Here is a 19,344-nt window from a genome sequence, read left to right as displayed (position 1 = left end):
TCCTGATTCATTGTCCGGTCCCGGCATCGAGGGTGACGATCTGCCCTGGCTGCAAGCTGTTCACGCCGGCACGAACCACCCGTTCGCCGTCCTTCAATCCGTCTCCAATCAGCACCTGATCGCCCTGGCGCTCCAGTACCTGCACCTGGCGCTGGCTAACCGCCTGACTGCTGGGGTCTATGACCCAGACCTTAGCGTGGGCATCGTCCTGGCTGGTTTGCGCAATCAGCACGCTGGCTGGCAGCCGGCTGTGGGCGCTGGCCTGGCTGCTCAGCTCGACATAAATAGTGGTGCCCAGGCGCAGTTCTTCCGGGGTTTGTTCGAGGGTCAGACGCACTCGCCGCGAGCGGGTGTTGGCATCGGCCTGCGGGGCCATTTCGCGGATATGTGCGGCAGCCTGTACCTCACTTTGTAGCTGAGAAATGACAGTGAAACGGGCGTTGGCGGGTAGGGTCGCGACTTGTTCATCCGGCAGGTCGAACACGGCTTCGCGTACGTCGGGACGGGCCAGGGTCAGCACTTCCTGGCCCGCAGCTACCACTTGGCCGATTTCTGCTCGCCAGGTCGTGACCACGCCGTCGAAGTCGCTGAGCAGGCGGGTGTAGCCGACCTGGTCTTTGGCCTGCTGCACATCGGCGGCCGTCTGGTCGAGGCTGGCGCGGGTGGTTTTCAGGCGGGTCTGGGCATTGTCGAGATTGGCCTTGGCGCCTACCCCGCGGTCGAACAGCTCTTGCTGGCGGCGCGCATCGGCCTGGGCCTCCAGCCATTGCGCGTTGGCACTGGCCATTTGTCCTTCACTGGCACGCAGCTGGTTTTGCTGGTCGCTGGGGTCCAGGGTGGCCAGTAAGGTTCCCTTGGCGACCTTGTCGCCGACATTCACGGTGCGCGAGGCGATCCGGCCGTTGGTGCGAAAGCCCACGGTGGTTTCGTAACGCGCTTCGATGCTGCCTGCGTAGCGGCCGACGGTGGCCTGTTGCTCGGTTTTCACCACGCTATACAGCACCGGCCGCGGCGCCGGTGCTTGCGCCTTGTCGTCTTTGCATCCACCCAGCAGCAGGGCCAGGAGCAGCCACAGGGGCGCAGTTCGCAACAGCATCATGGTTTCGCCTCCGCTGGCGGTGGCGGTGGCGGTGGCGGTGGCGATGGCGCGGCGATTTTGCTTTTCTCCGGCTCAGCGGCTTTTTCTGGCGCGGCAATGTCCACGATCTGGCCGGGATGCAGCAATTGCCCTCCGGCGACTACTACGTGCTGACCTGCCTGTAAGCCCTGGCCGACCAGCACGGTGCCGCTGCCGTAGGCAACATCGCTGACCGGCTGCAGGCTGACCTTGTTCTGCTCATCGACCAACCAGACCGCCGGCTGCTGCTGGTTCTTGAACAAGGCCGACCAAGGCAACACCACACGCTGGCTGGTTTTCGGGTGCACGGTGGCCGTGACCACTGCGCCCAGATTCATTTCCTCCGGCACATCCTGCAGGGCCACTTTGACCTTCACCGTGCCGCTCTGGGCGTCGATGGTCGGGGTGATCTCGCGCACCTTGCCCTGGGCGCTGATGGCCGGGCGATCGAGCAGGCTGACGGTGATTGGTTGCTCGGCCAGCTCGTGGTCGAACAGCGATTCGTAGACATCGAACACCGCATCGCGCTCACCGGCGCGGGCCAGGGTGAAGATCGGCACGGTGGCTTGCACCACTTGGCCTGTTTCGGCCTGACGCGCGGTGATCACGCCATCGGCGGAGGCCCTGAGTTCGGTATAGGTCAGCATGTCGCGGGCATTGGCCAGTTGGGCCTGGGCTGCGGCGTAGGCGCTCTGGCTGGAACGCAGTTGCGCCTGGGCCTGGTCGAACTCACTTTTGCTGGTGTAGCCCTTGGGCAACAGCAGGCGCTGTCGCTTGAAGCTGACTTCGGCCAGGCGCAGCTGCGCTTCCTGGGCCTGCAGTGCGGCGCGGGCGTTGTCGACGTTGCTTTGCTGCTCTTGCGGATCGAGGCGGGCCAGTACCTGATCGGCCTTCACCCGGTCGCCGACCTCCACCGAGCGTTCGATGATCTTGCCGCCGACCCGAAACGATTGCTGTGCCTGCACCCGGGCCTGGATATCTCCGGTCAGTTGCGCCTGATCGCTGAAGTCGCCCGGTTTCACGCTTTGCACCAGGACCCGTACGTGGGGCGGCGGTTCGCTTTTCCGGTCGCAGCCGCTGAGGGCTAAGCCTGCGGCCAGGGCCAGCAATGTGGCGAGTAATGGGGCGGGGTGCTCAAGCCGAGCGGGCATCTGTTGCTCCTAATTCCCTAATGACGGCGACAGGCCGTGTCGATGCATGGGATTGAGAGGAAGCGCTGCGCTGGAAAGTTCAAGTTTCTGCCCGGTTACCGGCCGATAGCAGGAGATCGTGCGCGAAGCCTGCACAGCGGCTAACTGGCACTTCGGCGTGTGCAATTGCCGTTACAACTGCGTGTGAACCGATCCGCGCGCGGGTCAGTCAGCAGCTAAACAGACTGACAACAACAAGACGCGGAGGGCACGCCCATGACCCATTGGGTAATCAGCTACAGCAAAGACCACAACACCTCGACCCTGGATGTCGAGCAAGCGGCCAAACCGAGCATTGAAGAGGCGGTGGACCATGTGCTGGCCTGGGCCGAGCAGAACCTGGAGAAGGGCGAGTTCGGCGATCCCCAGGAGCCGGCTAACGAGCCGCCGCTGCAACTGCTCAAGGACTACGGCATCACCATCACGGGCATTTTCGCCAAATAACACGCGGTCCCATCAGGGCTTTTCATACGGCGGGTACTGGTCACTGGGTGCCCGCTTCTCGGCCCGCGGGTCCGGCGCATCATCGGGAATACGTGGCGGGTGCGGCGGATCGATCTGCGGGTCGGCCAGGTCCGGAGAGTCCGGGTCGAAGCCCAGTTCGGGATCGATGTGTTTGCCGCCCTGTGTGCTCGGGTAGCTCGGTAGCCCACGTTTATTAGCGGGCGAATCGTGCGCCGGCGTTTGTTCGGTATCCACAGTGGCGCCATCAAGGTCGGGCGGTGTGGCGTTCTGCGTTTTCATGCTCACCTCCATCGGTACCTGTACAGGCGCCAGTCCGGTTTACCGGCCAGGCGCACAGGTGGTTTACGGGTTGTCGCTAAAACACTCAGGCGGCTTTACGTTGTTGCTGCAGCTCAGCCTTGAGTTGCAGTTTGCGGGCTTCCATCTGGGTACCCAGTTCCTTGAGCTGGGCGGCGCTCAGCAGCGACTTCGCCTGCTTGAAGAGGGTTTCTTCCTCTTCTTCGATATGGTGCTCAAGCAGCTCCTTGAGGACTTTGGCGCGTCCTGAGAATTCCACGCTGCCTGGCGCGGTACGTTTCAGGTGGGGTAATACCAAGGCATCCACGGCGCGGTGCTCTTCGATGGCTTCGAAGTACATTTTGGCCTCTTCCTTGCTGCCGGCTTTTTTGTACGCCGGGTAGAAAATCTCTTCTTCGATATGGGTATGGGCAAAGAGCTCAAGCTCCAGTTTGTCGATCAGCTCAACGCGTTTTTTCAAGGCGCGCTCAGTGGTGGCGCTGAGTTGCTCCAGCAGGTCGAGGACTACTTTGTGATCAGCTTTGAGCAGGTCAATGGCGTTCATGTTGTGTGCCTCATCGGGTCGGTTATCTGCGGTTTAAGAGGCGCGATCTGCGCCGCGCCCTAGTAGGTGGACTGGGGGAGGTCGCGAGGAGTTCGAGGTGTTTGGCCGCCGTCAGTCGAAGATCGACTAAGGCCCCAGTCCGATGACTGGGCCCTGCGCTGAGCGGGCAGAGTTTTTGAGCACAGGCTTCGACAATTTCGCCAGTGGTACGAGGGAGGTGTTAGCGAGACAGAATTGTCGGCTTTTGGCTAACGCGCCGGCGATCCTGCGCTAGGCTTGCAGGGCGGCGCAGCGTATGATGCGCGCCCGCTGGCGAGTCCTCGCTGGCGGCGAATGAGTTAATACACCGGGAGGTGCCCAGATGAGTGAGTCGCAAGAATACAGCCCAGCAGGGGAGAAACTGCAGAAAGTCCTGGCCCGTATTGGCATGGGTTCACGTCGCGACGTTGAAGCCTGGATTGCCGAAGGTCGGGTCAAGGTCAATGGCAACGTCGCCACCTTGGGTCAGCGCGTAGACCTGCATGACGCCATCGCCGTCGATGGGCGTTTGCTCAAACGCGAAGAAACCAGCGAAGAAACCCGCCGCGTGCTGATCTACAACAAGCCGGACGGCGAGATCTGCACCCGCGACGACCCGGAAGGGCGTCCTACCGTTTTCGACCGTTTGCCACGGCCCAAAGATGGCCGCTGGATCAATATCGGTCGCCTCGACATCAACACCACCGGCTTGCTGATGTTCACCACCGACGGTGAGCTGGCCAACCGCTTGATGCACCCCTCGTACCAGATGGACCGCGAATATGCGGTGCGTGTACGTGGCGAAGTCGACGAGGAAATGATCGAACGCCTGAAGGCCGGCGTGATGCTCGAAGACGGCCCGGCAAAGTTTACCGACGTACAGGTTGCTCCGGGTGGCGAAGGCTTCAACCATTGGTACCACTGCGTGGTGATGGAAGGCCGTAACCGCGAAGTACGTCGCCTGTGGGAATCTCAGGGCCTGGTGGTCAGCCGCCTGAAGCGCGTGCGTTTCGGCCCGGTGTTCCTGACCTCCGACCTGACCATGGGCCGCTGGCGCGAAATGAGCCAGCGCGAAGTGGACATCCTCGCTGCCGAAGTCGGCCTGGCGTCGGTGCAGCAAGAAGGCATGAAGCAAAAGACCAAGGAAAAGCTCGACCGCTTGCAGCGCAAGTCGGCCAAGCCGGTTGGCCGTGGCACACGCCCGGAGCGTACCTTGCGCCCAGCGCTGGACGGTGGCCCGGAGCGTCCGGCCCGTGCACCGCGTGGTGAGGGTGCTGAGCGTCCAGTACGTACGCCACGTGGTGAAGGTGCCGAGCGTCCGGTGCGTACTCCGCGTGGTGAAGGTGCGGACCGTCCAGCGCGTACACCGCGTCCGGAAAACGGTGAGCGTCCGCAACGCAGCGGCCCACGTCCGGATTCCGCGCCACGTGGTCGTGGCACTCCGGTAGCCGAGCGTCCCAGCGATACCAGCAAAAAACGTCCAGCTGGCAAGCCGGTACGGGTAGGTATCGAGTTGGCTGATCGCCCTGCGCGTAAGCCTGCGCCTAAGCGCGGCGGCCCAGCGGGTGGTGCCGGTCAGCGTCCGGGGCTTGGGCGTAAGCCAAAGTAAGTGTCAGGACGCAGTCGCGGCTAAAGCCGCGATGCTTTTTGCGATACATGCAGACAAAAAAACGGGGCTCACTGAGCCCCGTTTTTTTTATGCCGCCAATCAGATCACTTGCCAGCCCAGCGCTTCATGACCAGGGTGGCGTTGGTGCCACCGAAGCCGAAGCTGTTGCTCATCACATGATTGAGGGTGACGTTTTCCTGGGTTTTGGTCGCGATCGGCATGTCCGCCACTTCCGGGTCCAGTTCGTCGATATTGGCCGAGCCGGCGATAAAGTTGCCTTCCATCATCAGCATGCAGTAGATCGCTTCGTGTACGCCGGCGGCGCCCAGGGAGTGACCGGACAGGCTCTTGGTCGAGCTGATTGGTGGAGCCTTGTCGCCGAATACCGCACGCACACCTTTGATTTCCGCGACGTCGCCGACTGGAGTCGAGGTGCCGTGGGTGTTCAGGTAGTCGATCGGGCCGTCAACGGTGGACAGCGCCAGCTGCATGCAGCGGATCGCGCCTTCGCCACTCGGGGCGACCATGTCGTAGCCATCGGAAGTGGCGCCGTAGCCAACGATTTCAGCATAGATCTTGGCGCCGCGGGCCAGAGCGTGTTCCAGCTCCTCGACCACCACCATGCCGCCACCGCCAGCGATCACGAAACCATCACGCTTGGCGTCATAGGCACGCGAGGCTTTTTCCGGGGTGTCGTTGTACTGGGTGGAGAGGGCGCCCATGGCGTCGAACAAGCAGCTTTGGCTCCAGTGTTCTTCTTCACCGCCACCGGCGAAGACCACGTCCTGTTTGCCCAGCTGGATCTGCTCCATGGCCTGACCGATGCAGTGAGCACTGGTGGCGCAAGCGGAGGAGATCGAAAAGTTCACGCCCTTGATTTCGAACGGCGTGGCCAGGCAGGCCGACACGGTGCTGCCCATGGTGCGGGTGACGCGGTATGGGCCGATGCGCTTGACGCCTTTTTCGCGCAGGGTGTCGATGGCTTCCATCTGGTTGATGGTGGAGGCGCCACCGGAACCGGCAATCAGACCGGTGCGCGGGTTGGAAATCTGCTCAGGGGACAGGCCGGAATCAGCGATCGCCTGCTGCATGGACAGGTAGGCATAGGCCGCCGCATCGCCCATGAAGCGGAACACCTTGCGGTCGATCAGCTCTTCGAGGTTGAGGTCAACGGAGCCGGAAACGTGGCTGCGAAGGCCCATTTCAGCGTAGGACGGGTTGTGGCGGATACCGGCACGGCCAGCACGAAGGTTGGCGGAGACGGTGTCTTTATCATTGCCCAGGCAGGAGACGATACCCAGACCGGTGATCACGACGCGACGCATGCGGATAACCCTTAAAAGTTGTCAGTGGAAGTGAACAGGCCGACACGCAAACCTTCGGCGCTGTAGATCTCGCGGCCGTCGACACTCACGGTGCCGTCAGCGATGGCCAACACCAGGGAGCGGTTGATGGTGCGTTTGATCTGAATGTTGTAGGTGATTTTCTTGGCGGTGGGCAGAACCTGACCGAAGAATTTCACTTCGCCCGAACCCAGGGCGCGGCCGCGGCCGGGGTTGCCTTGCCAGCCGAGGTAGAAACCCACCAGCTGCCACATGGCATCCAGACCCAGGCAGCCTGGCATCACCGGGTCGCCTTCGAAGTGGCAGGCGAAGAACCACAGGTCCGGGTTGATATCGAGTTCGGCGACCAACTCGCCTTTGCCGTATTTACCGCCGGTGTCGCTGATATGCGTGATGCGATCAACCATCAGCATGTTGGGGGCGGGCAGTTGCGCATTACCTGGGCCGAATAGCTCGCCACGACTGCAGCGCAGCAAGTCTTCCCGAGTGTAAGCGTTCTGTTTGGACATGCGAGCTCCTCAATAATCCCCGTGCGGCAGGGCTAAGCGAATCATCTAGGCTGGTGGCGATATTGGAATGGCACCCGTTTATTTAGGGCATCGTAGCTACCAGCGTAGTCATAGACTGTTGCGTTGAAATGAAAGTCACAGACTCTGAGCACAGTTGTACACCCAGTGTTCCATTTGCCCCCTGCAGGGCAGTGCGCCACACCGTGCCAGACGCACTCTATCACTGTCGGCGCCGGCCAGGGTTCACACCAACGTAACCATGTTGTAACGCGGTTACGACTTTATGACAGCTTGCATGTTCCCTTGTCAGTCCGTGCTCTGGCTACTCGCCAAAGGTCGGGGGACCACCCATGCCTGCAGGATGCGCTGTAGGTCGGCGCGCTTGAAGGGCTTGGCCAGGTAGTCGTTCATTCCCGCTTGCAGGCACGCTTCGCGATCGCCCTGCAGGGCGTTGGCGGTAAGGGCAATGATCGGCAGATCGGTCCGCGCGGGAAGGCGGCGAATCTGTCGGGTGGCTTCATAGCCATCCATCACCGGCAGGCGGCAGTCCATCAGCACGGCAGCGAACTCGTGGCGCTCGACCGTATTCAATGCCTGGGCGCCATCGCCCACCAGGCTGACCTGGTAACCAAGGCTGCGTAGCATCGCTTCGATGACGGTCTGATTGACCGGGTTGTCTTCCACCAGCAGCACCTTGTGGCCTTTGCCGGAGCTGGCGTCGTCGACGCTGTGCTCGGCTGCTCGCTCGCTCTGGCGGGCAAAGGGTAGGGGAATTTCCAGGGTGAAAATCGAGCCGCGTCCTTCCTGGCTTTCGGCATTCAGGGTGCCGCCCATGCGCTCGGCCAGGGTGCGCGCAATCGGCAGACCCAGGCCGGTGCCGCCATAGCGGCGGGAGATGGAATTATCGGCCTGCTGGAAGGCATCGAACATGTGCTCCAGGCGCTCCGGTGAAATGCCGATGCCGCTGTCATGCACTGCGCAGCTGAACCACAGCACCTCGTTATCCAGCGCCTGCCAGCGGGTTTCGATGCGAATATTGCCTTCCTCGGTGAACTTCAAGGCGTTGCCCAGCAGGTTCACCAGAATTTGCCGGATACGCGTCGGGTCACCCTTGACCACCAACTGCTCCAGCCCTGCCTGGGTATCCAGCTGCAGTTGCAAACCGCGTTGCTGAGCGCTGTGTTGAAACACCTGGGCCGAGCTCTGAATCAGCTCCAGCAGATTGAAGGTGATGCGCTCCAGTTCCAGCGCGCCGCGCTCGATGCGGGAGAAGTCGAGGATGTCATTAATCACCTTGAGCAGGTGTTCGGTGGACTCGGTGGCCAGTGCCGAATATTCGGCCTGCTCATCGGTCATCTCGGTGGTTTCCAGCAACTGCAGCATGCCTAGCACGCCGTTCATGGGTGTGCGCAGTTCGTGGCTCATCATCGCCAGGAAGTCCGACTTGGCGCGGTTGGCCTGCTCCGATTCTTCCCGCGCCTTGACCAATTGGGCGATGCTTTGTTGCTGCTCGAGGCTGGCCTGTTCCAGTCCGCTGGCGAGGTTATTGATATGCCGGGCGAGGCCGCCGAGTTCGTTGTCGTCCACCTCGGGCAGGGCGGTGCGGTAGTTGCCGGCCTGAATCGCCTTCACCGCGTCGGCCATGGTGCTGATCGGTTGCGACAGGCGCCGCGCCAGGCGCCGCGCGACGAAGAAGGTCAGCAGCAAGGCGAACAGCGCCAACACCGTGGCTTTGAGCAGAATCGCCTGCTGCTGGCTGTTGAACGCGTCGTTGGACATGCCCACCACAACGCGACCGAGGTAATCATTGTCGAGGTGGCTGTTGCCGTTGCTGCTGGCGGAATAGGGCAGGTCTTTACTCAGGGCCAGGCGTTGCAGGTGAATCGGCGCGTGGAAGATTTCCACTTGGGTGGCGCTCTTGTCCTGGGCGGAGGCCTGTTCCTCGTAGGCGAGGATGTTGTCCTGGCGGTCGCGCACCTCAATAAACCGCACGTGCGGTGTATCGAGGGTGGCCTTGAGCAGGGTGTTGAGCACCTGGATATTGCCGGCGATCACCCCGTACTCAGTGGCTGGGGCCAACTGGTTAGCGATCAGTTGCCCGGTGTGGTTCAACTCCTGGCGCAGGTCCTGCAGGCGCACGAAGGTGAAAAAGCCGGTCAGCAACAGCGTCAGCAGCAGGGCAGGGCCTACGCTGATCAGCTGTGTACGGGTATGTATGTCCCACCCTCGGCGCAGGTTCATGGGATCTCTGCTCTCCTTCGCCCCCATCGCATGACACAACCTTGTCCATGCCTGGCGCAGCTGGATGTTATTTAAAACGGGCAAGTCTACCTGTTCGCGCGGCGCTCGGCGCAGCGGCTTTTTGCCCAGCCGTCGCGGTTTTTATCAGTGGCTGGTGAAAGGCTAGCGCGCAACACTGGTCGCAGCGCAGTTGCTCCGTAATAATGCCGCCAGCCCGCCATGCACAATGGCTCACTACGGATTGGTTATGACAGTTCAGCAACCTATTGCAGTTCTTGGCGGCGGCAGCTTCGGCACCGCGATTGCCAACCTTCTGGCCGAGAACGGCAACCCGGTCCGCCAATGGATGCGCGACCCGGAGCAGGCCGAGGCGATTCGTACCAACCGGGAGAACCCGCGGTACCTGAAAGGGGTGAAGATTCACCCCAACGTCGACGCGGTCACCGACCTGGCTGCCACCCTTGCCAGCTGTGAACTGATCTTTGTCGCCTTGCCGTCCAGCGCCTTGCGCACCGTGCTGCAGCCATTCGCTGAGGTGCTGGCCGGTAAACTGTTGGTCAGCCTGACCAAGGGCATCGAGGCGCAGACTTTCAAGCTGATGAGTCAGATCATCGAAGAAATCGCCCCGCAGGCGCGCATCGGTGTGTTGTCCGGGCCGAACCTGGCCAAAGAGATTGCCGCCCATGAGCTGACCGCCACGGTGGTCGCCAGCGAAGACGACGAACTCTGCCAGCGCGTGCAGGCCGCGCTGCATGGCCGCACGTTCCGCGTATATGCCAGCGGCGACCGTTTCGGCGTGGAGCTGGGCGGGGCGTTGAAGAACGTCTACGCGATCATCGCCGGTATGGCGGCGGCGCTGGAGATGGGCGAAAACACCAAGAGCATGCTGATCACCCGCGCCCTGGCGGAAATGACCCGCTTTGCAGTGAAGCTCGGCGCGAACCCGATGACCTTCCTCGGTCTGGCCGGAGTCGGCGACCTGATCGTGACCTGTTCCTCACCCAAGAGCCGCAACTTCCAGGTTGGTTACGCCCTGGGCGAAGGCCTGAGCCTGGAAGACGCCGTTACCCGTCTGGGTGAGGTGGCCGAAGGGGTCAACACCCTCAAAGTGCTCAAGGTGAAGTCCGAGCAGCTGCAAACCTATATGCCGCTGGTGACAGGCTTGCACGCCATTCTGTTCGAAGGGCGTACCCTGGCCCAGGTGATTGAACGCCTGATGCTGGCCGAGCCGAAAACCGACGTCGACTTCATTTCCACCACCGGTTTTTGATCCGTTACCTGATCGTTTCTTAGTGAAAGGGAGAGTGCCATGAGCGACAACTTCGACAAGAGCCTCGAGCGCGAGTCCATTGGTCTGCGCATTATCTGGATGCTGCTCTTCACCCTGTGCTGGCAAGTGGCGGCGACGCTGTTGGGTTTCGTGGTGTTGGTGCAGTTGGTCTATCGCCTGTTCTACGGCGCGCCGAATGCCGGTTTGCTGGGTTTTGGTGACAGCCTCAGCCAGTACCTGGCGCAGATCGGTCGCTTCGGCACCTTCAATACCGAAGACAAACCCTGGCCATTCGCCGATTGGCCGACCGCGCGGGCGCCCGATGGCGAAGTCGCCCACAGCATTCCGCCTGCGCCGCACCCGGTACGCGACGAAGAGCCGAAGCTCTGATGCGGCTGTGGTTATTGCGCCACGGTGAGGCCGCGCCCCAGGCGGCCACCGATGCTGAACGACCGCTGACGGCCCATGGGCGGGAAGAAGTGCGGCACAGTGCGGTGCAACTGGAAGGCCGGCCGATTTCCGCGATTCTCGCCAGCCCTTATTTACGCGCCCAGCAGACGGCGGAGTTGGTGCGTCAGGCCATAGGCTTTCGTGGCGCTGTCGGCACGGCGCCGTGGGCAACGCCGGACAGCGATGTGCGTGAAGCCTTGGCCTATCTGGATGAGCGCGAAGAAGCGGAGATTCTGCTGGTCAGCCATAACCCGTTTCTGGGTGAGCTGGGCGGCTTGCTGATTCACGGCCATCGCCAGCAGCCGCTGGCGATGCGCACCGCAAGCCTGGCTGAATTGGAAGGGGATTTCGCTGCGGCCGGGCTGATGAATTTGCTCGCGCTGGTGCACCCGCACTAGAGCAGCGGCCCACGCTGATGTGCTTTGGTGGGAGGGGCTTTAGCCGCGAGTTCTTGATCTCGAAAGCTCGCGGCTAAAGTCCCTCCCACAACAGCAAAAGCGTTATTGCGCTGTTGATTCGCCTTCGCTGCTGGGTTGCGCAACGTCAGCCGGGGTTTCCGTCAGCGGCTGTTCCACCACTGCTGGTGCGTTCTGCAGGCTGGTGGCATCCGGTGTGACCGCTGGTTGCTCCGCCACCGGCGCATCGCTGATCGGGCGCATGATTACCATGGGTTGCAGCGGCGGTTCTTCCACCGGCTCCACGGCCGGCGCCGCAGCCGGCTCGATCACCGGGGTAACCACTTCCTGAATCGCTGGCGCAGTAGTCGGGGCAAGCGCTTGCGGCTCTGGAATGCCGAGGTCTTGTTGCGGCGCGGGTACTGGCGCAGGCGCGGGCTCAGCCGGCTTCACGGGCGGCGGCAGGAACAGTTCCACCAGGGCAAAAAAGCGCTCATAGAACTTGGCCGACGACACCGTTTCGCTCGCCACTTTCACCAGCGAATCGTCGGTGGAGCCGATCGGCATCGACACCGAACCCAGCACGCCCACCCCCAGGCTCGCCGAGTTGTTCAGCTTCTTCAGCGCGTAACGGTCCTGCAGAGCGTTGGCGAACATGGTCGAGTGGTGATCGCTGGCGCCACCGTCGGTGCAGACCACGTTGAAGGTAATCTCCAGGTGGTTGTCGCCGCTCTGCTGGAAGCTCTTGTGGCCGCTGACCTGCTTGGGGTCGGCGCTGGTAATGATGTAACCCTGGCTCAGCAGTGCACGACGCGCTGCCTCGCAGGACACGGCGTCGCTGCTGGCGTAGTTGCGCGAGAAGGTTCCCGAGTCGGCGAAGTCTTCATGTTCATACACAGCGTTGTTGTTCGATGAACAGCCGGCAGCACCTGCCAGCAACAGCGCCAAGGCGGCGCCCTGCAGAGGGAATGGTTTGAACATTGGGGGTCCGGGCCAAAAAATAATGCGTTGCCTATTGTGCCTCAGAATCATCCTACAAGGTGTGCGCTTTCCCGCGTGACACGGCGCCAGGCGCCGCGGCTACAGTTCTAAACATTTCTCCCCTTGCGCGTGGCGGGTTGTGCGTGGAATAGTCCAACCAAGCAAGTGCTTGGTTTGGTTTTAAACGTTGTGCTCCGCATGTTGTTTCCCCACAAAAATAATTAGGAGGAGGCCCTGTGACGAATGCTGCCGTTTTGCCCTTAGAGATCTTCTTTCAGCGCGAAGCTCGCCACCCGGACAAACGCTACATGGTGCAGCCGCTGCCCGGCGGCCAGGTGCTGGAGCTGAGCTGGTCGGATGTTGGCGACCAGGCCCGCCGCGCCGCCAATTGGCTTCGTGCCCAAGAGCTGCCGGCAGGCAGCCGCATTGCCCTGGTGTCGAAAAACTGCGCGCACTGGATCATCACCGACCTGGCGATCTGGATGGCCGGCCATGTGTCGGTGCCGCTGTACCCCAATCTCACCGCCGATTCCGTGCGCCAGGTGCTGACTCACTCCGAGGCCGCGCTGGTGTTCGTCGGCAAGCTTGACGACTGGGCAGCCATGGCCCCGGGCGTGCCGTCAGGCGTGCGTACCATCGCCATGCCGCTGCACCCCGAAGGCAGCTTCGACGTTGATTGGAGTGACCTGCAGGCCTGCACGCCGATCCGCGACAATCCCATCGGCGGCCACGACCAGCTCGCCACCATCGTTTACACCTCCGGCACCACCGGTACGCCGAAAGGGGTGATGCACAACTTTGGCAACTTCGCCTTCGCTGCCGGGCATGGCAGCGCGCTGTTCGAGGCCGGCGAAGATGACCGCCTGCTGTCCTACCTGCCGCTGTGCCACGTGGCCGAGCGCATGTTTGTCGAGATGAACTCGCTGTATGCCGGCGAGACGGTGTTTTTTGCCGAAAGCCTCGACACCTTCCTGGTCGATCTGCGTCGCGCGCGGCCGACGCTGATCTTCGGCGTGCCGCGGATCTGGACCAAATTCCAGATGGGCGTGTACAGCAAGATGCCGGCCGAGCGTCTGGATTTCCTGCTGAAAATTCCCTTCATTGGCAAGCGTGTCGGCCACAAGGTGTTGGTCGGTCTCGGCTTGGATGCCGTGCGTTGCGCGTTGTCGGGCGCGGCACCGGTGCCGGAAACCCTGCTGCGCTGGTATCAGCGCCTGGGCCTGGACGTGCTCGAGGTGTACGGCATGACCGAGAATTGCGGCTACTCGCATATCTGTCGCCAGGGCAAGAATCGGCCGGGCTGGATCGGCCAGGCCAGCCCCGGCGTCGAAGTACGCATCAGCGAGCTGGGCGAAGTGCAGGTGCGCAGCCCGGCGACCATGCAGGGCTACTACAAGGACCCGGAACGCACCGCCGAAACCATCACCGAAGACGGCTTTCTGCGCACCGGCGACAAAGGCGAGCAGGACGGCGAGCACTACCTGCGCCTGACCGGGCGGATCAAGGAAATCTTCAAAACCAGCAAGGGCAAGTACGTCGCCCCGGCGCCAATCGAAAACCTGCTGGCGGTGCACCCGCGCATCGAGCAGGTGTGTGTGGTCGGCGACGGCATGCCGCAGCCGATGGCCTTGTGTGTGCTGTCCGATGTGGGCCGTGAAGAAGCCCTGAATGGCTCGCGTCCGGCCCTGGAAGGCAGCTTTAAAACCCTGCTGGCCGACGTCAACGCGGCACTCGATAAACACGAACAGCTCAGTGGCCTGATTCTGCTCAGGGAAGTCTGGGCAGTGGACAACGGCTTTCTCACGCCTACCTTGAAGATCAAACGCAGCGTGGTCGAAGACGCCTACGCGGGGCGTTTTGCCGAATGGTCCGGGCGGCGCGAAGCGCTGGTCTGGCATGACTGACTGGAACAAGGAACTGGTATGAGTTTGTGGCGCACCACCCCGGATCTGCAGGCCCTCAACAACCTGCGTAAAAACACCATCAACGAAGCGCTGGATGTGCGCTTCGATGCCTTTGACGACGAGTCGATCACTGCCAGCATCGTGGTCGACTCGCGCACCCACCAACCCTACGGCCTGCTGCACGGCGGCGCTTCGGTGGTGCTGGCGGAAACCCTTGGCAGCACCGCCAGCTACCTGTGCATCGACAGCAGCAAATTCTACTGCGTGGGCCTGGAAGTGAACGCCAACCACCTGCGTGGCGTGCGCAGCGGCCGCGTCACCGCCGTGGCGCGGCCGGTGCATCTGGGCCGCACCACTCATGTCTGGGATATCCGCCTGAGCGGCGATGACGGCAAGCCGAGCTGCATCTCGCGATTGACCATGGCGATAGTGCCCTTAGGTAATATGCCGCCGCCGGTCTAACCCCAATTTTTTTGTAGGAGCGGCTTCAGCCGCGATGCTTTTGACCGTCAAGCAAAAGCATCGCGGCTGAAGCCGCTCCTACGAGAAGGTGTTCTATTGCCCCTGGCCGTATCGCCATCATTCCCGGCAGTTACGGTCATTGCTGCCAGCGCCTGGCTTGCGGACAATCGCTCGAGTTTTGTTTCTGGACGTTCCGCGTATGTCGCAATCGGTGTTTTTTGCTCACGCCAATGGTTTTCCCTCAGCTACTTACGGCAAGTTGTTTGCCGCGCTGGCGCCTGAGTATTCAGTGCTGCACCTGCCGCAACACGGCCATGACCCGCGGTTTCCAGTGGATGACAACTGGGGCAACCTGGTCGATGAGCTGGTCCACCACCTGCGCGAATTGCCCGAGCCGGTGTGGGGCGTAGGCCATTCCCTCGGCGGTGTGCTGCATTACCACGCGGCGCTGCGCCACCCTGAGCTGTACCACGGCGTGGTGATGCTCGACTCGCCGGTGCTGACCCTGGCCGATCGCATCGTCATCCGCGCCGCCAAACGTTTCGGCTTTATCGACCGTATCACCCCGGCCGGGCGTACCCTGGGCCGCCGCGAAGCGTTCAGCGATTTTGCTGAAGCGCGGGATTATTTCTCGGCCAAATCGCTGTTCCGCCGCTTCGACCCTGAATGCCTGGACGCCTACGTGCAGCACGGCCTGCAAGCCGACGGCGAGGGCCTGCGCCTGTTGTTCGATCCGGCCACCGAAATCAGCATTTACCGCAGTGTGCCCCACAGCAACCCCGGCCGGCCGCAGCAGTTGCAGGTGCCGCTGGCGATGGTCCGTGGTCGCCACAGCCGGGTGGTCTTGCCCCATCACACCCGCTCGATCCGCCGCCTGCCGCACTGCCAGTACCTGACCTTGCCCGGCGGCCACATGTTTCCCCTGGAGCGCCCGCAGGCGACTGCCGAGCTGCTGAAAACCCTGTTCGACCGTTGGCAAACCCGCGTGGAGTCCGCATGAATTATTCCTTTGAAGAAGTGCGCCTGAGCCTGCCGCACATCGAACTGTCGGCCCACGTGTTCGGCCCGGAAGACGGTCGCCCGGTGATTGCCCTGCACGGCTGGCTGGACAACGCGATGAGCTTCGCGCGTCTGGCGCCCAAGCTCGATGGTTTGCGCATCATTGCCCTGGACTTCGCCGGCCATGGCCACTCCGACCATCGCCCGGCCGGCGCGCATTACCAGCTGTGGGATTACGCCTATGACGTGCTGCTGGTGGCCGAGCAGTTCGGCTGGCAGCGCTTCTCGCTGCTCGGCCATTCGATGGGCGCCATCGTTTCCGTGTTGCTGGCCGGGGCGATGCCCGAGCGCATCGAGCGCCTGGCGTTGATCGATGGCTTGGTGCCGTTTACCGGCGAAGCCGAGGCGGCGCCGGCCAAGTTGGGCTCGGCTTTGCGTGAGCAGCTGGCACTGGCGGGTAAGCGTAAGCCGGTGTACGAGAAGGTCGAGCAGGCGGTCAAAGCGCGGATGAAAGGGGTCGGTGGCGTCAGCCTGGAAGCGGCGCAGTTGTTGGCCCAGCGTGGCCTGATGCCGGTGCCCGGCGGCTACACCTGGCGCACCGACAGCCGTCTGACCCTGCCATCGCCGCTGCGCTTTACCCAGGCCCACACCGAGGTGTTCGTGCGCAGCGTCGCCTGCCCGGCGTGCCTGGTGGTCGCGGAGGGCGGCATGCTGCATGCGCAGCCGGCGGTGGTGAACTCGCTGCAAGGGTTGCCGTTCGACGTGCAGCGCCTGGCGGGCGGGCACCATTTGCACCTGGATGACGAAGCCGGCGCCGAGGCGGTAGCAGCCTGTTTCAATCGGTTCTTCGCCGTGCCTTGACTTGCCTCGGCCAACTGCGCAGGCTCGGCAGCTTCCGCCCGGCAGAGACAGGTTTCGCCATGATCGAGCTCTATACCGCCGCCACGCCGAACGGCCACAAGGCCTCCATCGTCCTCGAAGAGCTGGGGTTGCCGTACCAGGTGCACAGCCTCAGCTTCGACAAGAAAGAACAGAAAACCCCAGCCTTCCTGGCAATCAACCCCAATGGCCGGATTCCGGCCATCGTCGATCGTGAAAACGACGACTTCGCGGTTTTTGAATCCGGTGCCATCCTTATTTACCTCGCTGAGAAGACCGGCCAACTGCTACCCCAGGACGTCAAAGGCCGTTCGCAGGTGATGCAGTGGCTGATGTTTCAAATGGGCGGGGTGGGCCCGATGCAGGGCCAGGCCAACGTCTTTTTCCGTTACTTTCCGGAAAAACTGCAGGGCGCCATCGACCGCTACCAGCACGAAACCCGCCGCCTCTATGAAGTGCTCGACGGCCAGTTGGGCCGCGAGCAATACCTGGCTGGCGCCTACAGCATTGCCGATATTGCCACCTACCCCTGGGTGCTGCGCCACGAGTGGGCTGGCGTTTCGGTGGAAGGCCTTGAGCACCTGCAGCGCTGGTTGAAGCAGGTAGGTGAGCGGCCGGCGGTGCAGCGTGGCCTGAATGTGCCGGCCGCGACCATGGGCACGCCCGACAAGGTGGTGAAATCCGCCCAGAGCATGCTGATTCGATGAGAGGAACAATGCGACTGTTTAGCCTATTGGCACTTTCCCTGGCCTGCCTGGCCGTGCAACCGCTGTCCGCCGCCGACTTGCCTGGCAGCCAGGACCTGGAAATTCTTCCGCGCTTCCCGCGTGCCGAAATCGTCGATTTTCGCGATGTCGCCGCCCAGGAGCGGATCTATCCCCTCGGCTCGATTCGCCGCATCAGCGGCACCCTGCGTTATGAGCGGCAAATCGACAGTCAGGGCCACATGCGCTCGGTGACTTACGAACTGCCGGCCGAACACACCTCCGGCCAAGCCTTCAACGCCGCCCGCGACACCTTGCAAGAGCAGGGCGCCGAGTTGCTCTACTGGTGTGAAAGCCGCGAATGCGGTTCCAGCAGCCTGTGGGCCAACTCGGTGTTCGGCAACGCCAAGCTGCTCGGCGCCGATGACCAGCAGGCCTACTTGCTGTTGCGCCTCGCCGAACCCAAGCAGAACACCCTCGTGGCGCTCTATAGCATTACCCGCGGTAACCGCCGCGCGTATCTGCACGTGGAGCAGTTGGACAATCAAGCCGACCTCGGCGAACTGCTGCCAGGCCCGGCGACCCTGCTGCGGCAATTGCGCAACACCGGCGAGCTGGACTTCGTCAGCCTCGACGGCGAGCCAGTGGCGGCCTGGGCCGAATTGCTGGGGCGCACGCTCAATCAGGACAGCACTCTGCGCGTCAGCCTGAGCGGCAAATATGCAGCGGCCTGGCGCGATGCGTTGGTGGCCGAGCGGGTCCGTGCGGCGCGCATGGAAGTTCAGCAAGGGCCAAGCGACGGCCTATCCTTCAAGCTCCTGCGTTAAGCTCGGCTTCATTTTGCTCGCCCGGGTCTGCCTGGGCGGCTCTTCCCGTATTGGAGCGCTACATGCCGAACAATGACCGCTTATTGGTCCAGATCCTTCTGCTGGCGCTATTGGGTGCGGCCCTCTGGGTGCTGGCACCGTTCTTCTCGGCGTTGTTCTGGGGAGCGGTATTGGCGTTCGCCAGTTGGCCGCTGATGCCGCTGCTGACCCGCTGGCTGGGCGGGCGCGCATCGCTGGCGGCGGGCATTCTGACCGCCTGCTGGATGTTTCTGGTGGTCATCCCCTTGGTCTGGCTGGGCTTCAACCTGGCTGACCATGTGCGCGACGCCGTCAACTTGGTCAAAGACCTGCAAGTACAAGGTTTGCCTGCGCCGCCCGAGTGGCTAGGCCGCGTGCCGCTGGTAGGAGATCGTCTGGTGGGCTGGTGGATGACCATCGACCAACAGGGCGCGGCGGTGTTTGCCAGCGTCAAACCCTACCTCGGCGAAGTGGGTAACTGGTTGCTGGCGCGTAGCGCCAGGATTGGCGGCGGGGTGCTGGAACTGACCCTGAGCCTGGTGCTGGTGTTTTTCTTCTACCGGGATGGTCCGGCACTGGCCGACCTGGTACGCAAAGGCCTGCATCGCCTGATCGGCGTGCGCGCTGACCACTACCTGCACTTGATTGCCGGCACCGTACAGCGGGTGGTCAACGGCGTGATTGGTACGGCGGCGGCTCAGGCTGTGCTGGCTTTGATCGGCTTCTGGATTGCTGGCGTGCCGGGGGCGATTCTGCTCGGCATCCTCACCTTTGTGTTCAGCCTGATTCCCATGGGCCCGCCGCTGGTGTGGATTCCCGCCACCGCTTGGCTGGCCTGGAAAGGCGAATACGGCTACGCGATCTTCCTTGGTATCTGGGGCACCTTTATCGTCAGCGGCGTCGACAACGTGCTCAAGCCCTACCTGATCAGCCGCGGCGGCAACCTGCCCCTGGTGGTGGTGCTGCTGGGCGTGTTCGGCGGCCTGCTGGCCTTCGGCTTTATGGGCCTGTTCCTCGGCCCAACCTTGCTGGCCGTGGCTTACAGCCTGCTCAGCGATTGGGTGAAAACCGACCCGGCAACAGCGTCGGTGAAAATCATCGAAGAGAGATAGGCAACACAGC

20 protein-coding genes are annotated in these 19,344 nt (G+C 62.5%); 12 read left to right on the top strand and 8 right to left on the bottom strand.

The annotated features are described in order from the left end of the window. Window positions 1–7: 7 nt before the first annotated feature. Together C8K61_RS20560 and C8K61_RS20555 are read right to left on the bottom strand one after the other, a co-directional pair. Window positions 8–1,096: an efflux RND transporter periplasmic adaptor subunit gene (locus C8K61_RS20560; RefSeq protein WP_108098194.1), complete on the bottom strand. Its 1,089-nt coding sequence runs from the start codon at window positions 1,094–1,096 to the stop codon at window positions 8–10. Next, entirely contained in the window at window positions 1,096–2,268 is a 1,173-nt protein-coding gene (locus tag C8K61_RS20555; protein ID WP_108098159.1) for an efflux RND transporter periplasmic adaptor subunit, read from the bottom strand. The genes C8K61_RS20560 and C8K61_RS20555 overlap by 1 nt, the downstream gene beginning before the upstream one ends. A gap of 255 nt (window positions 2,269–2,523) precedes the next feature. On the opposite strand from C8K61_RS20555, the gene C8K61_RS20550 reads away from it, so the two are divergent. Beyond that, window positions 2,524–2,751: a hypothetical protein gene (locus C8K61_RS20550; protein ID WP_108098158.1), complete on the top strand. Its 228-nt coding sequence runs from the start codon at window positions 2,524–2,526 to the stop codon at window positions 2,749–2,751. Between the two features lie 12 nt (window positions 2,752–2,763). Here C8K61_RS20550 and C8K61_RS20545 read toward each other — a convergent pair whose 3' ends face one another. Both C8K61_RS20545 and C8K61_RS20540 read right to left on the bottom strand, forming a co-directional pair. Beyond that, complete coding sequence (locus C8K61_RS20545; protein ID WP_108098157.1) at window positions 2,764–3,051, bottom strand: DUF6021 family protein; 288 nt, start codon at window positions 3,049–3,051, stop codon at window positions 2,764–2,766. 85 nt (window positions 3,052–3,136) lie between these two features. Next, entirely contained in the window at window positions 3,137–3,613 is a 477-nt protein-coding gene (locus C8K61_RS20540) for a hemerythrin domain-containing protein (RefSeq protein WP_108098156.1), read from the bottom strand. Between the two features lie 361 nt (window positions 3,614–3,974). On the opposite strand from C8K61_RS20540, the gene rluB reads away from it, so the two are divergent. Further along, entirely contained in the window at window positions 3,975–5,240 is a 1,266-nt protein-coding gene (rluB, locus tag C8K61_RS20535) for a 23S rRNA pseudouridine(2605) synthase RluB (RefSeq protein WP_108098155.1), read from the top strand. A 104-nt stretch (window positions 5,241–5,344) separates the two neighbouring features. On the opposite strand, the gene fabB is transcribed toward rluB, so the two are convergent. The 3 genes from fabB to C8K61_RS20520 form a co-directional block, all read right to left on the bottom strand. After that, window positions 5,345–6,565: a beta-ketoacyl-ACP synthase I gene (gene fabB / locus C8K61_RS20530; protein ID WP_108098154.1), complete on the bottom strand. Its 1,221-nt coding sequence runs from the start codon at window positions 6,563–6,565 to the stop codon at window positions 5,345–5,347. 11 nt (window positions 6,566–6,576) lie between these two features. Beyond that, window positions 6,577–7,092, bottom strand: a complete 516-nt coding sequence (fabA, locus tag C8K61_RS20525; protein ID WP_108098153.1) for a 3-hydroxyacyl-[acyl-carrier-protein] dehydratase FabA — start codon at window positions 7,090–7,092, stop codon at window positions 6,577–6,579. Window positions 7,093–7,398: 306 nt separating this feature from the next. Continuing rightward, window positions 7,399–9,333 (bottom strand): ATP-binding protein, encoded by a 1,935-nt coding sequence (locus C8K61_RS20520; RefSeq protein ID WP_108098152.1) that lies wholly within the window; start codon window positions 9,331–9,333, stop codon window positions 7,399–7,401. A 247-nt stretch (window positions 9,334–9,580) separates the two neighbouring features. Between C8K61_RS20520 and C8K61_RS20515 the strand changes: the two genes are divergently transcribed. The 3 genes from C8K61_RS20515 to sixA are packed head-to-tail and all read left to right on the top strand — an operon-like array spanning window position 9,581 to window position 11,451. Beyond that, window positions 9,581–10,603 (top strand): NAD(P)H-dependent glycerol-3-phosphate dehydrogenase, encoded by a 1,023-nt coding sequence (locus tag C8K61_RS20515; RefSeq protein WP_108098151.1) that lies wholly within the window; start codon window positions 9,581–9,583, stop codon window positions 10,601–10,603. A 39-nt stretch (window positions 10,604–10,642) separates the two neighbouring features. Then, window positions 10,643–10,993, top strand: coding sequence for a DUF4389 domain-containing protein (locus C8K61_RS20510; protein WP_108098150.1), 351 nt, complete (start codon window positions 10,643–10,645; stop codon window positions 10,991–10,993). After that, window positions 10,993–11,451: a phosphohistidine phosphatase SixA gene (gene sixA / locus C8K61_RS20505; RefSeq protein ID WP_108098149.1), complete on the top strand. Its 459-nt coding sequence runs from the start codon at window positions 10,993–10,995 to the stop codon at window positions 11,449–11,451. Before C8K61_RS20510 ends, sixA begins: the two co-directional genes overlap by 1 nt. 102 nt (window positions 11,452–11,553) lie before the next feature. Here sixA and C8K61_RS20500 read toward each other — a convergent pair whose 3' ends face one another. Then, window positions 11,554–12,429 (bottom strand): DUF2242 domain-containing protein, encoded by an 876-nt coding sequence (locus tag C8K61_RS20500; protein ID WP_108098148.1) that lies wholly within the window; start codon window positions 12,427–12,429, stop codon window positions 11,554–11,556. Window positions 12,430–12,665: 236 nt separating this feature from the next. Between C8K61_RS20500 and C8K61_RS20495 the strand changes: the two genes are divergently transcribed. The 7 genes from C8K61_RS20495 (at window position 12,666) to C8K61_RS20465 (ending at window position 19,334) form a co-directional block, all read left to right on the top strand. Continuing rightward, window positions 12,666–14,333: an AMP-binding protein gene (locus tag C8K61_RS20495; protein WP_108098147.1), complete on the top strand. Its 1,668-nt coding sequence runs from the start codon at window positions 12,666–12,668 to the stop codon at window positions 14,331–14,333. Between the two features lie 18 nt (window positions 14,334–14,351). Then, window positions 14,352–14,795, top strand: a complete 444-nt coding sequence (locus C8K61_RS20490) for a hotdog fold thioesterase (protein WP_108098146.1) — start codon at window positions 14,352–14,354, stop codon at window positions 14,793–14,795. 199 nt (window positions 14,796–14,994) lie between these two features. Beyond that, entirely contained in the window at window positions 14,995–15,795 is an 801-nt protein-coding gene (locus C8K61_RS20485; protein ID WP_108098145.1) for an alpha/beta fold hydrolase, read from the top strand. Beyond that, window positions 15,792–16,655, top strand: a complete 864-nt coding sequence (locus C8K61_RS20480; protein ID WP_108098144.1) for an alpha/beta fold hydrolase — start codon at window positions 15,792–15,794, stop codon at window positions 16,653–16,655. Before C8K61_RS20485 ends, C8K61_RS20480 begins: the two co-directional genes overlap by 4 nt. Before the next feature lie 59 nt (window positions 16,656–16,714). Next, window positions 16,715–17,380 (top strand): glutathione S-transferase family protein, encoded by a 666-nt coding sequence (locus C8K61_RS20475; RefSeq protein ID WP_108098143.1) that lies wholly within the window; start codon window positions 16,715–16,717, stop codon window positions 17,378–17,380. Then, complete coding sequence (locus C8K61_RS20470) at window positions 17,377–18,204, top strand: DUF4892 domain-containing protein (RefSeq protein WP_108098142.1); 828 nt, start codon at window positions 17,377–17,379, stop codon at window positions 18,202–18,204. Before C8K61_RS20475 ends, C8K61_RS20470 begins: the two co-directional genes overlap by 4 nt. Before the next feature lie 62 nt (window positions 18,205–18,266). Continuing rightward, complete coding sequence (locus C8K61_RS20465; RefSeq protein ID WP_108098141.1) at window positions 18,267–19,334, top strand: AI-2E family transporter; 1,068 nt, start codon at window positions 18,267–18,269, stop codon at window positions 19,332–19,334. The last annotated feature ends 10 nt before the right edge of the window (window positions 19,335–19,344 follow it).

Source organism: Pseudomonas sp. GV071 (assembly GCF_003050835.1).
Taxonomy (GTDB): Bacteria; Pseudomonadota; Gammaproteobacteria; order Pseudomonadales; family Pseudomonadaceae; genus Aquipseudomonas.
Note: the sequence above shows the minus strand (reverse complement) of the source record. Positions and strands in the feature narration are given on the sequence as shown.

What these genes read in the sequence shown, in the direction of transcription:
- C8K61_RS20490 (WP_108098146.1), top strand. Translation starts at nt 14,352, where the DNA reads ATGAGTTTGTGGCGCACCACCCCGGATCTGCAGGCCCTCAACAACCTG.
- C8K61_RS20465 (WP_108098141.1), top strand. Translation starts at nt 18,267, where the DNA reads ATGCCGAACAATGACCGCTTATTGGTCCAGATCCTTCTGCTGGCGCTA.
- C8K61_RS20520 (WP_108098152.1), bottom strand. Translation starts at nt 9,333, where the DNA reads ATGAACCTGCGCCGAGGGTGGGACATACATACCCGTACACAGCTGATC.
- C8K61_RS20550 (WP_108098158.1), top strand. Translation starts at nt 2,524, where the DNA reads ATGACCCATTGGGTAATCAGCTACAGCAAAGACCACAACACCTCGACC.
- sixA (WP_108098149.1), top strand. Translation starts at nt 10,993, where the DNA reads ATGCGGCTGTGGTTATTGCGCCACGGTGAGGCCGCGCCCCAGGCGGCC.
- C8K61_RS20540 (WP_108098156.1), bottom strand. Translation starts at nt 3,613, where the DNA reads ATGAACGCCATTGACCTGCTCAAAGCTGATCACAAAGTAGTCCTCGAC.
- C8K61_RS20560 (WP_108098194.1), bottom strand. Translation starts at nt 1,096, where the DNA reads ATGCTGTTGCGAACTGCGCCCCTGTGGCTGCTCCTGGCCCTGCTGCTG.
- C8K61_RS20500 (WP_108098148.1), bottom strand. Translation starts at nt 12,429, where the DNA reads ATGTTCAAACCATTCCCTCTGCAGGGCGCCGCCTTGGCGCTGTTGCTG.
- rluB (WP_108098155.1), top strand. Translation starts at nt 3,975, where the DNA reads ATGAGTGAGTCGCAAGAATACAGCCCAGCAGGGGAGAAACTGCAGAAA.
- C8K61_RS20545 (WP_108098157.1), bottom strand. Translation starts at nt 3,051, where the DNA reads ATGAAAACGCAGAACGCCACACCGCCCGACCTTGATGGCGCCACTGTG.
- C8K61_RS20510 (WP_108098150.1), top strand. Translation starts at nt 10,643, where the DNA reads ATGAGCGACAACTTCGACAAGAGCCTCGAGCGCGAGTCCATTGGTCTG.
- C8K61_RS20485 (WP_108098145.1), top strand. Translation starts at nt 14,995, where the DNA reads ATGTCGCAATCGGTGTTTTTTGCTCACGCCAATGGTTTTCCCTCAGCT.
- C8K61_RS20480 (WP_108098144.1), top strand. Translation starts at nt 15,792, where the DNA reads ATGAATTATTCCTTTGAAGAAGTGCGCCTGAGCCTGCCGCACATCGAA.
- fabA (WP_108098153.1), bottom strand. Translation starts at nt 7,092, where the DNA reads ATGTCCAAACAGAACGCTTACACTCGGGAAGACTTGCTGCGCTGCAGT.
- C8K61_RS20470 (WP_108098142.1), top strand. Translation starts at nt 17,377, where the DNA reads ATGAGAGGAACAATGCGACTGTTTAGCCTATTGGCACTTTCCCTGGCC.
- C8K61_RS20555 (WP_108098159.1), bottom strand. Translation starts at nt 2,268, where the DNA reads ATGCCCGCTCGGCTTGAGCACCCCGCCCCATTACTCGCCACATTGCTG.
- C8K61_RS20515 (WP_108098151.1), top strand. Translation starts at nt 9,581, where the DNA reads ATGACAGTTCAGCAACCTATTGCAGTTCTTGGCGGCGGCAGCTTCGGC.
- fabB (WP_108098154.1), bottom strand. Translation starts at nt 6,565, where the DNA reads ATGCGTCGCGTCGTGATCACCGGTCTGGGTATCGTCTCCTGCCTGGGC.
- C8K61_RS20475 (WP_108098143.1), top strand. Translation starts at nt 16,715, where the DNA reads ATGATCGAGCTCTATACCGCCGCCACGCCGAACGGCCACAAGGCCTCC.